The organism is Halorubellus litoreus (genome assembly GCF_055378595.1).
Map to the genome: position 1 here is coordinate 2,122,692 of NZ_AP043836.1, position 12,282 is coordinate 2,134,973.

13 protein-coding genes are annotated in these 12,282 nt (G+C 68.9%); 7 read left to right on the plus strand and 6 right to left on the minus strand.

Annotation, left to right across the window (positions count from 1 at the left end; translation table 11 throughout):
• Nucleotides 1-89: 89 nt before the first annotated feature.
• The 5 genes from ACZ48X_RS14765 to ACZ48X_RS14785 form a co-directional block, all read right to left on the minus strand.
• On the minus strand, nt 90-1,076 hold the full coding sequence (locus ACZ48X_RS14765) for a DUF5787 family protein (protein WP_336348982.1): 987 nt from the start codon (nt 1,074-1,076) through the stop codon (nt 90-92).
• Nucleotides 1,077-1,201: 125 nt separating this feature from the next.
• The gene (locus tag ACZ48X_RS14770; protein WP_336348981.1) at nt 1,202-1,867 is read right to left on the minus strand and encodes an HAD family hydrolase; all 666 of its coding nucleotides are present in this window, start codon (nt 1,865-1,867) and stop codon (nt 1,202-1,204) included.
• Nucleotides 1,868-1,931: 64 nt separating this feature from the next.
• Nucleotides 1,932-2,192 (minus strand): hypothetical protein, encoded by a 261-nt coding sequence (locus ACZ48X_RS14775; RefSeq protein WP_336348980.1) that lies wholly within the window; start codon nt 2,190-2,192, stop codon nt 1,932-1,934.
• A gap of 166 nt (nt 2,193-2,358) precedes the next feature.
• Nucleotides 2,359-2,793 carry an ester cyclase gene (locus tag ACZ48X_RS14780; RefSeq protein ID WP_336348979.1) on the minus strand — a complete coding sequence of 145 codons (435 nt, stop codon included), beginning with the start codon at nt 2,791-2,793 and terminating at the stop codon, nt 2,359-2,361.
• A gap of 274 nt (nt 2,794-3,067) precedes the next feature.
• Entirely contained in the window at nt 3,068-3,943 is an 876-nt protein-coding gene (locus tag ACZ48X_RS14785; RefSeq protein ID WP_336348978.1) for a DUF7351 domain-containing protein, read from the minus strand.
• A gap of 156 nt (nt 3,944-4,099) precedes the next feature.
• Here ACZ48X_RS14785 and ACZ48X_RS14790 point away from each other — a divergent pair, with 156 nt between their 5' ends.
• From ACZ48X_RS14790 to ACZ48X_RS14815, 6 genes are all read left to right on the plus strand, one after another.
• Nucleotides 4,100-5,941: an SLC13 family permease gene (locus ACZ48X_RS14790; protein WP_336348977.1), complete on the plus strand. Its 1,842-nt coding sequence runs from the start codon at nt 4,100-4,102 to the stop codon at nt 5,939-5,941.
• A 180-nt stretch (nt 5,942-6,121) separates the two neighbouring features.
• Entirely contained in the window at nt 6,122-7,357 is a 1,236-nt protein-coding gene (locus ACZ48X_RS14795; RefSeq protein WP_336348976.1) for a translation initiation factor IF-2 subunit gamma, read from the plus strand.
• 7 nt (nt 7,358-7,364) lie between these two features.
• Nucleotides 7,365-7,745, plus strand: a complete 381-nt coding sequence (locus ACZ48X_RS14800) for a PIN domain-containing protein (RefSeq protein WP_336348975.1) — start codon at nt 7,365-7,367, stop codon at nt 7,743-7,745.
• Nucleotides 7,746-7,747: 2 nt separating this feature from the next.
• Nucleotides 7,748-8,317, plus strand: a complete 570-nt coding sequence (locus ACZ48X_RS14805) for a DNA-directed RNA polymerase (RefSeq protein ID WP_227132396.1) — start codon at nt 7,748-7,750, stop codon at nt 8,315-8,317.
• Nucleotides 8,318-8,515, plus strand: coding sequence for a transcription elongation factor subunit Spt4 (spt4, locus tag ACZ48X_RS14810; protein WP_227132394.1), 198 nt, complete (start codon nt 8,318-8,320; stop codon nt 8,513-8,515).
• A 1-nt stretch (nt 8,516) separates the two neighbouring features.
• The gene (locus ACZ48X_RS14815) at nt 8,517-9,122 is read left to right on the plus strand and encodes a GTP-dependent dephospho-CoA kinase family protein (RefSeq protein ID WP_336348974.1); all 606 of its coding nucleotides are present in this window, start codon (nt 8,517-8,519) and stop codon (nt 9,120-9,122) included.
• Between the two features lie 122 nt (nt 9,123-9,244).
• Here the strand turns inward: ACZ48X_RS14815 and ACZ48X_RS14820 are convergent, their stop codons facing one another.
• Nucleotides 9,245-11,830 (minus strand): methyl-accepting chemotaxis protein, encoded by a 2,586-nt coding sequence (locus ACZ48X_RS14820; protein ID WP_336348973.1) that lies wholly within the window; start codon nt 11,828-11,830, stop codon nt 9,245-9,247.
• A gap of 145 nt (nt 11,831-11,975) precedes the next feature.
• Here ACZ48X_RS14820 and ACZ48X_RS14825 point away from each other — a divergent pair, with 145 nt between their 5' ends.
• Complete coding sequence (locus ACZ48X_RS14825; RefSeq protein WP_227132388.1) at nt 11,976-12,281, plus strand: 30S ribosomal protein S24e; 306 nt, start codon at nt 11,976-11,978, stop codon at nt 12,279-12,281.
• Nucleotide 12,282: the final 1 nt, after the last annotated feature.

The following is a 12,282-nucleotide window of genomic DNA, read 5'->3' on the forward strand; positions in this document are numbered from 1 at the left end:
AAGAACCGCCGCGTCAAGAACGGTTGCGGTTCCGGTCGCCTGCGGTCGCCCGCGCTCCCCGAGCGTGCCGCGGTTGAGGCTGTTCGCCGTCACTCGAACGCGTCGAGGCCGCTCTGGCGCGTCCGGCGGCCGTCGGGGTCGCGAATCCAGGCGCCGTGGGCGTCGCGTTCGGCGTCGAGGTCGACGTCGGGTGCGTCCGCGGGCTGGTGCCCGGGGCAGTCGGTGCCGCAGTCGCGGGCGGGGTCGACGACGCGGTCGTGGTGCGTACAGTATGGGAGCGTCGCGTGGTCGGCGACGGGGTCGGCGTCGGGCGCGACGCGCTCGCAGTCGGGGAGGGCGAACGTCCGCCAGCCCTTCCCGTACGCGCGCTCGGCGAGCCGACGGCGTGCACCGCGCTTCTCGGCGGCGTCGACCACGGCGACGTCGGTTCGCGCGGGGTGCTCGTCCAGCAACTCGACGCCCGGGTCGTCCACGGCGAGCGGCTGGGGGTCGCGGACGACGTCCAGTTCGCCGGACTCGGGGTGGTAGCGCCAGACGCCGACGGCGTCGGGGATACGGTTCAGGTGCGCGCCCGTGACGTGGCTCTCGGTCGCGAGCACGACCGCGTCGACGAGCGCGAGACTGACGTCGAGGCGGAGCTGGCGTTCCAGGTCGCCGGGCGTTCCGAGGTCGGGTTTGTTCTCCACGGCGAGCACGCGCCCGAACCAGTCGTCGGGATACCTGGCGGTCTGGCGGAGGTACTCGCGGCTCCCGCGGCGTTCGCGCTCGAAGAAGCCGCGGTCGACGCAGGCGTCCGCGATGCGGCGCGCGGACTCGTCACGGAGGTCGTCGGGGAGCGCGCCGCGCCATGGGCGGGCGCGGCCGGGGCCGGCGGGCCCGCGGATGGCGGGGTCGGGGATGCGCCGCTCGGTGATGGCGGCGCGCTCGTCGAAGCTGGGGCCGGGTTCGACGTGCACGACGTCGAGCACGCGGTTCCCGGGGGCGTGGACGCCGCCGCCGAGCTGGCGCGCGAGCACGCCGGTTCGCTCGCGCTCCAGGTGCGCGCACAGCGACAGTTCGAACCCGTACTCGGACACGGTCGAAGGCACGGCTCGGGAGGGCAAAAGCGTCGCGCTCGCCACGGGGGACGGCGTCCACGGTGGTCGGTCGCGCAGGAGAGCGTCGTCGCGTCGGACGGTCGCACGGGACGCGGTCGGGCGCGCTATATCACGTCGAGGAGGTCGGTCAGGCGGTCGACCTCGTGGGTCGGTGATTCCGGGAGGTCGTAGCCGTCGCGGTGGTCGCGCCACACGAACGCGCTGTCGAGCCCCGCTCGGTGTGCTGCGACGACGTCGTGTCCGCCGTCGCCGACGTAGAGCGCGTCGCGCGTCTCGAGGTCGTCGAGCGCGGCGTCGAGGTAGTGGGTGTCGGGTTTCGTTCGCTCGAAGCCGTCGACGGTCGGTCGCCGGCCGTGGAACGTCTCGAGGTCGTCTGCGAGGTCGAAGTGCTCGACGACGAACTCGATGGTCTCGTGCTGGTTGCTGGAGACGAATCCGAGGGCGTGCGTTTCAGCGAGCGTCGACAGCACGCTCACGTCGTCGTAGAGGACCCGGTCGCCGCGCTCGATCATGCGCCGCTGGAGGGCCGCGGATCGGCGTTCGCGTTCCGGCCAGAACGTTTCGAGGTCGATGTCGTGGCGGTCGCACGTCGCCCGCATCTCGGCGAGGGACTTGCTGGCGCCACCGAAGAACGACTCGACGTCCTCGGGCGACGGGTCGACGTCGAACGCGCGGAAGGCGTCGCGGACCGCGTCGCGATAGACGGACGGGTAGTCGGGATGGCGTCGAAGGATCACTCCGTCGACGTCGAACACGACTGCGTCGTACACGCTCTTGCGTTCGCTGAACGGGCGTATCAATGTGTGGGACGGGAAGGGGAGCCAGGGGTGTGATCTACAGGCTGGCGCCGACGGCGGCGACGAACGCGACGGGGAGGGCGACGACGGCGACGACGAGTGCGGCGGCGGCGAGCATCCCGAGGACGACGGCGACGGCGGGGACGTTCGCGGCGAGGACCGCGAGGCCGGCGAGGACGGCGAGTGCGGCGACGACGAGTGCGGCGACGCGACCGAGTAGTTCGAGGCCGGAGGGGGCGACCGGGCTGGGGACGTCGAGTGCGTTGCGGCCGTTCTGGGAGTGGTGGTGGGAGTTCATCTTCACTTCTACCTACAGCCCACGACACCATAAGGGTAATCTGAATTACATTTCTGTAGGCGTTCGTACTGAAATCTCGTTCAGTACGGGACCCAAGTCTGACTCACCGGCCACCAACACACCGCAAAACAACTGCTCGGGTCGCTACCGGCGTCCCCGAAGAGCGTTACGCCGTCGGTCGCTCCACGACACCGATCTGCGTGAGCATCCCGAACATGTCCGGGACGACCCACCGCTCCGCGATCTGTCCGTTCTCGACGCGAGTGAATATCATGTTCGGCACCTCAAACGACTTGCCCGTCGCCTCGGTCCCCATGAACTCGCCGTCGTGCGTTCCGCGCAGCGTCACGCGCATCGCGACGAGATCGCCCTCGGCGATGACCTCGTCCACGCTCGCACTGAAGTCACTGAACCCGCCTCGAAGCATCTCGATCTGATTCTTCAACTCTTGATGCCCCTGCAGCTCGCCCAGCGGGCTGTGGTCGAGGACGTCCACAGTGCAGAGTTCGTCGATGAGGTCGATGTCGCCCTTCGTCACGACCTCTTCGGGGTATCGTCGCGCAATCCGTTCGTTCGACTCCTGACCGGTCTTTGTTGCCATTGTCGTCTGTCTCTCTTTTGCGCTCCCGTCGCTCGTGCTCGGTGCGCTACGGTCCTCGAGGCGAGCAGCGAGATTAGTTATGCGAGCGTGAGGTGCGGACCCCGACAGGTTCGCATCCGGGGACGCGAACTCGTCACGGCCGTTCGGTAATGTGGCGTCGTTCCAAGGTAGGACGATAAGAGCGTTGGGAGAGAACCGCGTGACGGAGACGAGGTCGGGCGAGAAGACTCCGACAGATACCTCTACACCCACCTAAACGGTTCGCTCGCGGTCGTCAGTGTCGCTCCACGTCCACCACCTGCAGGTCCGCGTCGAGCGCGACGCGGAGCGTCTCGTCGTCGAGCGGCACGTCCACCGCGACCCGCAGCGGGTCCTCGCGTTCGACGGTCGTGTGGTGGTCGGAGACGCACCACGGGAGCTGCCAGTACGGCGTCGCGTTCAGGTCGACGCCGTGCTCGCGGTGGAACGTCACGACGTCGCTCTGGTCGAGGAGGACGAGCCCGACCGCCGAACACAGCGAGTGCCCGCACTGCGCGCACTCGTGCTCGACGCGGAGGTCCGCGCCCAGACAGCAGTCGCCGCCGCGCTCCACCTCGCTGTGCATCCGGCCGTTGCACTCCGGACAGACGCCGTCCGCGGCGAGACAGTGCAGGTGGCGGACGCGCTGGTCGAACGCCGCCATCACCTCCTCGCGCGACCGGTCCGTGAGCCCGCCCGGCGGGAACGCGTACTCGCCGTGGGCGTGCCCGCAGTCCGGACACGAGACGCAGATGGTCTCGTCGACGTACTCGGCGACGAGCGTCGCCCCGCACGCGACGCACTCGCCGTCGATCTCGAACGCCTCCCACTCAGGGTCGTGCGTGAACTCGCCCGCCAGGAGCGCGCGAACCACCGCCTTGCCCGCGTACTTCAGCTCGTAGCCGTCGTCGCCGCCCGCGACGAACTGCCCGACGAGCTCCTGGAGGTGATAGTTGAACTGCGCGCTATCGCGGACGCCGACCGCCTCGCGAAGTCGCGAGAACCGGACGACGTCCGCATCCGCCTGCCAGAGCGCCTCGAGGATGGCGAGGCGCGTCTCGTTCCCCACGACCGAGAACGCCTCCGCGGGCTCGACGCAGTCCTCGCACTCCGTGATGCTGGCGCGACTCATACGAACGAATCCGACCGCATCGGCCCTAAACGTTCGCTAAAACGAGCTTTGGTAGGAAATCTGTCATCAACTCCGGGGGAGTGGGACAGACGCCGACCCGTCGGTGAATCCAGCCGACGCCGACTTATATCACGCACCCCCGCGAACCCGACGGCAATGGCCGCTCTCAGCACGGGCACCCTCGTCGTGTTCGTCGTCGTCGCGCTCGCGCTCCTCGCGTTCGTCACCGAGGTCGTCCCACCCGACGTCACCGCCCTCGGCATCCTCGTCTCCCTCGCGCTGCTCGAACCGTGGACGCGCGTCACGCCCGAGCAAGCCGTCGCCGGGTTCGCGAGCCCCGCCGTCCTCACCATCCTCGCGATGTACGTCCTCAGCGAAGCCGTCCAACGCAGCGGGCTCGTCGACTACCTCGGCGTCCTCATGGCGCGCTGGACGCGCGGCGACGAACGCCGAACGCTCCTCGCCACCATCGCCGCCACCATGCCGCTCGCCGGCTTCGTGAACAACACGCCCGTCGTCGCCGTCTTCATCCCGATGATAACCGACCTCGCCGAGGACGCCCACCTCTCCCCGTCGAAGCTCCTCATTCCGCTCAGCTACGCGAGCATGTTCGGCGGCACGCTCACCCTCGTCGGGACCGCCGGGAACGTCCTCGCGAGCGACATCGCCACCGACCTCACCGCCGCCGGTGTCATGGACCACGGCCCCATCGGGATGTTCGAACTCACGCCCGTCGGCCTCCTCGTCTGCGCGGTCGGCGGCACGTACCTCCTCACCGTCGGCCGTCGCATCGTCCCCGAACGCATCGAACCGACCGAGGACCTCGTCGACGTCTACGAGCTCGAACGCTACCTCGGCGTCGCCGTCGTCCGCGAGGACTCCGCGCTCGTCGGCATGCAGGTCGACGAACGCTTCGGCGACCTCGAATCGCACGTCGACGTCCTCCAGTTCGAACGCGACGGCGAGGTCGTCGTCGCCGCCGAGACCGACCGCGCACTCGAACCCGGGGACGTCCTCACGCTCCAGGGAAGCCGCCAGGAACGCAACCGGTTCACGACCGAGTACGGCCTCCGCGAACTCCCGCGCGAGGTCGTCGAAGCCGAAGACCTCGCCGCCCCGTGGACCGCGAGCACGCTCTACGAGGCCGTCGTCCCCAACGACTCGACGTTCGTCGGCCGCACCCCGCTCGACATCGGGTTCCGGAACCGCTTCGACGCGACCGTCATCGCCATCCGCCGCGGCAGCGACGTCCGCCACGAAAGCCTGCGAGACGCCGAACTCCGCGCCGGCGACACCCTCCTCATGCACGCGAGCGGCGGCGCCGCCGACCACCTCCAGGACCGCGGGAGCCTCCTCGTCACCAAGGGCCTGTTCGCGGACGCGTTCGCTCGCGACCTCCCCGACCTCGACCCGAAGACGCCGCTCGCACTCCTCGCACTCGCTGGCGCCGTCCTCGCCGCCGCACTCACGCCGTTCCCCATCTACCTCACCGCACTCGCCGGCTGCCTGCTCGCGTTCGTCACCCGCACGCTCGATTCCGCCGCCGGCTACGACGCCGTCTCCTGGAACGTCATCTTCCTCCTCGCGGGCGTCCTCCCGCTCGCGACCGCACTCGACGCGACCGGCGGCGCCGCCTGGATCGCCGAGACCGTCGGCGCCGGCATCGGCGGCCTCCACGTCCTCATCATCCTCGCCGCCTTCCACCTCCTCACCGGCCTGCTCGCGAACGTCATCACGCCCGTCGCCAGCATCGTCCTCCTCGGGCCCATCGCGGCCCGCACCGCCGTCGACCTCGGTCACGACCCGTTCGCGTTCCTGCTCGCCGTCACGTTCGCAGGACCGACCGCGTTCATGACGCCCATCGGCTACCAGACGAACCTCATGGTGTACGGCCCCGGCGGCTACAAGTTCACCGACTACGCTCGCGTCGGCGCGCCACTCCAACTCCTGCTCGCCGCCGTCACCACGCTCGGCATCGCCGCCTGGTTCGGCGTGTAAGGGGTCCGAATCCTCTCTGGTCGGGCGTGGAGTCGATTCGCGGCCCAGCGCCGGTTGCGTCCCACGCGGCGGTGCACGTAACCCGACGCTACCGGCGCCGCGGCGCCTCGCGCGCGAAATCAGGAACGGTGGGTTTATCAAGCGCACAAGGGTAGTCGTATCCAAGATTCCTCTTTGAAGATGTCAGGAACACACCGACAACCGGAGGTGAACATCGGACTCGTCGGCCACGTCGACCACGGCAAGACGACGCTCGTGCAGGCGCTCAGTGGCGAGTGGACCGACCAGCACTCCGAGGAGATGAAGCGCGGTATCTCCATCCGACTCGGGTACGCGGACGCGACGTTCCGCAAATGCCCGGAGTGCGACGACACCGAAGCGTTCACCGTCGAGGAGACCTGCCCCGAGCACGACGTCGAGACCGACGTCCTCCGCACCGTCTCGTTCGTGGACGCCCCCGGTCACGAGACGCTGATGGCGACGATGCTCTCCGGCGCCGCGATCATGGACGGCGCCGTCCTCGTCGTCTCCGCGACCGAGGACGTCCCGCAAGCACAGACCGAAGAGCACCTGATGGCGCTCGACATCATCGGGATCGAGAACATCGTCATCGCGCAGAACAAGGTCGACCTCGTCGACGCGGAGCGAGCGCGCGACAACTACGAGCAGATCCAGGAGTTCGTCGAGGGTACCGTCGCCGAAGGCGCCCCCGTCGTCCCCATCAGCGCGCAGCAGGACGTCAACACGGACGTCCTCATCGAGACGGTCGAGCGCGAGATTCCGACGCCGGAACGCGACCCGGACGCGGACCCGCTCCTGCACTGCGCGCGGAGCTTCGACATCAACCGCCCCGGCACCACGTGGGAGGACCTCCTCGGTGGCGTCGTCGGCGGGAGTCTCGTCCGCGGGCGCTTCGAGCCCGAGGACGAGATCGAGATCAAGCCCGGTCGCGAGGTCGAGGAGGGCGGGCAGACCGAGTACCGCCCCATCGAGACCTCGATTCGCTCGCTGCAGGCGGGCGGAACGAGCGTCGACGAGGTCTCGCCCGGTGGCCTGCTCGGCGTCGGCACCGGCCTCGACCCGGCGCTCACGAAGGGTGACGCGCTCGCCGGCCAGCTCGCGGGCGCGCCCGGTTCGCTCCCGCCGGTCTGGGACTCGTTCACGATGTCGGTCGACTTGCTCGACCGCGTCGTCGGCGACGACATGACCGAGGTCGAACCCATCAACACCGGTGAACCGCTCATGCTCACCGTCGGCACCGCCACCACGGTCGGTGCGGTCACGTCCGCGCGCGACGGCGAGTGCGAAGTGAACCTCAAACGCCCCGTCTGCTCGGAGACGGGCGCGAAGATAGCCATCAACCGTCGCGTCGGTGCGCGCTGGCGGCTCATCGGCGTCGGGACCCTCGACGGGTGACGGACCGATGCGCGTGGCGCTCGACACCAGTGCACTCATGATGCCGGTCGAACTCGACGTCCGACTGTTCGACGAACTCGACCGAGTGGTCGAGAACGCCGAGCCGGTCGTCCCGGAGGCGGTCGTCGAGGAACTCCGGAAGCTCGCCGACGGCGGCGGGCTGGAGGGCACTGCGGCGTCGGTCGGGTACGACCTCGCCGTCGAGCGCACGACGCGCGTGGACACCACCGAATCGTACGCGGACGACGCGCTCGTCGAACTCGCCGAAGACGGGCGAGTCGACGCCGTCGTCACGAACGACCAACCGCTCCGGGACCGCGTCTTGGACGCGAGCGTTCCGGTAATAGCATTACGCGGCACGAACAAACTGGATATCACTCGACCATAGCGATGTACAAGAAGGTCAGGCTCAAGGATACGGTAGAGGTCCCCCCGAAGGAGCTCGCGGACGTCAGTCCGGAGCTCGTCAAGCGACTCCTACAGGACAAGCTCGAGGGGCGAATGGACGAAGACGTTGGGAGCGTCGTCTCGGTCGTGAACGTTCACGACATCGGGACGGGTGCGGTGTTGCCGAACCGCCCGGGCGTGTACTACGAGGCGGAGTTCGACGCGGTGACGTTCGACCCGCAGATGCAGGAGGTCGTCGACGGGACGGTCGTGGAGGTCGTGGAGTTCGGGGCGTTCGTCGGCATCGGGCCGGTCGACGGCCTGCTGCACGTCTCCCAGATCAGCGACGAGTACCTCGCGTACGACGGCGAGAACCAGCAGCTCGCGTCCAGCGAGTCGAATCGCACGCTCGGCGTCGAGGACGCGATTCGAGCGCGTATCGTGACGAAGAGCATCGACGAACGGAATCCGCGCGACTCCAAGATCGGGCTCACGGCGAAGCAGCCGGGGCTCGGGAAGCACGGCTGGTTGGCCGAGGACCGGCAGGGTCGCGAGGCGGAGGCGGGTGATTAGATGGCGAACGATCGCCTCGTCTGCCGCGAGTGCCATCGCGTCGTCGACCCGGACGCGAACCAGTGTCCGAGCTGTGGGTCGACGTCGCTGTCGGAGGACTGGGCGGGCTACGTCGTCATCGCGCACCCGGAGACCTCGATGATCGCGGAGGAGATGGAGGTCACGGAAGCGGGCGCGTACGCGTTGAAGGTCCGGTAACGTGACTGGCGTGGACGACGGTGCGGACGAGAGTGCGGGCGACGGGGACGGTGCGGACGAGACCGCGGGCCAAGCGGACGTGCTGTTGACGCTCCCGGAGTCGTTGCGGTCGGCGTTCAAGGAGCCGTTCGGGCCCGTGGAGACGGACGCCGAGGCGCTCCTGGCGGACGTCGACGGGCCGCTCGTCGCGGTGGGTGACATCGTGACGTATCACTTCCTGCAGGCGGGCCGGGAGCCGGACGTGGCGGTCGTCGACGAGCACACGAAGCGCGAGGTCGTCGACGACGCGGTCCGCGACGCGGTCGTACACCCGGACGTGACGGTCGCGAACCCGGCTGGCGCGCTCTCGGCGGCGCTCGTTCGCGCGCTCGGTGACGCGGTCGCGGCCGCCGAGCCGACGACGGTGTTCGTCGACGGCGAGGAGGACCTCGCGGTGCTGCCCGCGGTGATGGTGGCGCCGGTCGGGGCGAGCGTCGTGTACGGCCAGCCCGACGCGGGGATGGTGCACGTGCCCGTGACCGAGGAGACGAAAGCGGAGTTCCGTGCGCTCCTCGAGCGCATGGACGGCGACCAGGACGCGTTCTGGGCGGCGGTCGACGACGCCTGACCGAGGGCGGTTCTTCGAAGTTCGCGGACTCGGCTAGCGACGGCGTCGTCGGGCCGGTCGCGCCCGTGGAGGCGTCGGTCGCTCGACCGCGAAGAACGAGGTGAAGGGACGCGACTGCGCCGTCAGTCGTCGAACGTGAGCGACTCGTCGCCGTCGTCGGACTCGTCGCCGTCGGGCGAGCCGTCGGTGTCGGCCGACGCGTCGCCGTCGGTGTCGCTCGTGCCGCTGGAATCGGGCGTGGCGCTCGCGCTCGAGTCCTCCGACGACGCATCTCCGGGGGCTTCGCCGTCGAACGCGTCGAACTCGGGCTCGCCGAGCTCTCCGGCCGGCTCGTCACCCGGTCGCGCCTGGCCCTCCGCGTGCTCTTCGAACGCGCTCGCAACCGTCTCCTCGTCGAACGCGACGTCGTCCTCGGGTGCTGCGGCGGTGTCGAACCGGTCGAGCGCCGCCGAGAGCTGCGACGCCTGCTCGCTCAGCGAACTCGCCGAGTTCGACACCTCCGTGAGTGCGGTGGTCTGCTCCTCGGCGGCGGCGGCGACGTTCTCGGATTCCGCGGTGGTCTCCTCTGAGATGGTGGCGGCGTCGTCGACCATCGCGACGACCTCCTCGGTGCTCGCCGCCTGCTGTTCGGTCGCCGCGGATATCTCCTGGACGCCGTCGTTCGTCTCCGCCGCGTACTCCGCGATCTCGTCGAGCGCCCCGGCCGCGTCCCGCACGCTCTGGGTGTGCTCGGCGACGCGGTCCGCGGTCTGCTGGACCTCGCCCGCGGTGTGCTCGGTCTGGTCCTGGATGCGCTCCAGGCGCGCCTCGATGTCCTCGGCGGCGTCCTTCGTCTCGCTCGCGAGCTCCTTGACCTCCTGCGCGACCACCGCGAACCCTTCGTCGCCGTCACCGCTCGCCTCCGCCGACCCGCGAGACGCCTCGATGTTCGCGTTCAGCGCGAGCATGTTCGTCTCCTTCGCGATGTCGCCGATGAACTCGATGAGTTCGTCGATCTCGCTCATCTCGTTCTCGAGGTCCTCGATGGCCGCGACCGCGCTCTCGGACTCGCTCTCCAGCTCCGCCATCCCCTCGATGGCTGCCTCGGCGGCCTCCCGGCCCTCGCGTCCCGTCTGTGCGGTTCGTTCCGCGATGTCCGCGACCTCGTTCGAGGACGCCGCGATCTCCTCGGTGGTCGTCGACAGCTGCTCCATCTCGCCGCTGACGGACTGCAGGCTCTCGTTCTGGCGTTCCGCGCCATCGGAGATCTCCTGGATGGACTCCGTGACCTGCTGGCTCGCCGAACGCACCTCCTCGCTGGAGGCGGTGACCTCCTCGCTGGCGGTCGCGACCTCGCTCGCGAACGCCTTCACCTCCGCGGTCGTCGCCTCGATCTCGGCGACCATCTCGTTGAACTCGACGGCGATGGACCGCATCGCCGCGCTCTCGGACTCCGGACGCATCCGCTCGGTGAGGTCGCCGTCGGCGCACGCCTGCATGACCGCGCTGTACTCGTCGGCCTTCTGCTCCAGATGCTCGTTCATCTCTTCGGCTTCCGCGCGCGCCGCCTCGGCGGCCTCGCGCGCCTCCTGGGCCTCCCGTATCTGGTCGCGGAGCGCGTCCCGCATCGACGCGAACCCGACGTACAGCTGGCCGATGGCGTCGATCCGGTGCGTGTCGAAGTCCACGTTCAGGTCGCCGTCCTCCATGCGGCCGGCCTTCCGGCGGAGGTCGTCGACCGACCGGACGGTGTTCCGACCGAGCACGAGCCCGACGAGGCCGATGAGGACGACGATGCCGCCCGTGACGAGCAGCCCGTACTGCTGGACGTCCTTCACGAACCCGAACGCGGTCCCGGTCGGCTCGTGCACGACCACGACCCAGTCGGTGCCCTCGACGGGCGAGTACCCGGCGAGGTACGTCTCCTGGGGCAGCCCGTAGCCGTCGTCGCCGACGAGCACGCCCGACGCCGGCCCCGTGACGAGCGACTGCGAGAACCCGGCGGACTCGGACCGCGCCTGGACGTACTGGTCCGCGCGTCCCGTCTCGTACGTCGAGAGGAACTTGCCCGTTCCCTCCTCGGATTCGCTGTCGAACACGATGCGCTTCTCGGGGTCGATGACGGCGACCGCGCCGTTCTCCGTCGCACCATCGAGGTCCGTCGCGACCGTGCCGGCGTCCATCGTCACGAGGACGGCGTGGTCGCCGTCCGGCGTCGCCGCGGCGTACGTCATCGCCTCCACGCTGTTGCGCTCGTAGGCGCCGTAGAACCCGCCGCCGTCGCTCGTCGCGACGCGCCGCAGGCGGTCGGCGTCCTCGACGTCGAGTTCGGACAGCGACCGACCCTCGGCGCGCCGCGTCGACACGACGACCTCGCCAGCTTGGAGGTCGACGTAGTCGATGCGGTAGATCCCTGGTCTGTCGGTGCGGTTCTGGAACAGCGCGTCGATCGCGTCGCCGTCGCCTTGCCGCACGGCGAGGGTCCCGGAGAGGTGGGTCGCGAGCTGGAGGTTGCGTTCGTTCCAGGTTGCGAGCTTCGCGGACTCCTGTCTCGCGACCTGTTCGTACTCCGCCTTCGCGCCGTTCTGGACCTCGTTCTGTACCTGTGTGGTCGCGGCGACACCGATGCCGGCGACGACCACGCCGAGACAGAGCATGACGATACCGAACTTGAGTGCGTAGCGTCGCCGGATGGCGTCCGGGACGACACGCCGCAGTATACCGAACATACCCGGGGACTCTCCCCGAGTGTGATAAATCCAATGGCAATGGTACTCGACCTTGAATAAATAAGGTATCTGTCCGGTGGGGTCGGTTGGGCACTTCGAAATTCTTTTAGGGGTTTCGAGGGGTAGTTACGGTAACTGAGATACCATGGACGTCGAAATCCTCTCTGAAGAGGACAACCCGATGTTGCACCGCACGGACGTCACGTTCGAAGTCGTCCACGACGAAGCCACGCCCTCGCGCCTCTCCGTCCGCGACAGCCTCGCGGCGAAGCTGAACAAGGACGCCGACGAGGTCGTCGTCCGCGAACTCGACACGAAGTTCGGGATGCGCAAGACCGTCGGCTACGCGAAGGTCTACGAGACGGCCGAGGACGCCCAGGACGTCGAACAGGAACACATGCTCGACCGGAACGCCATCACCGGCGAGGACGCGGAAGCGGAGGAGGCCTGAT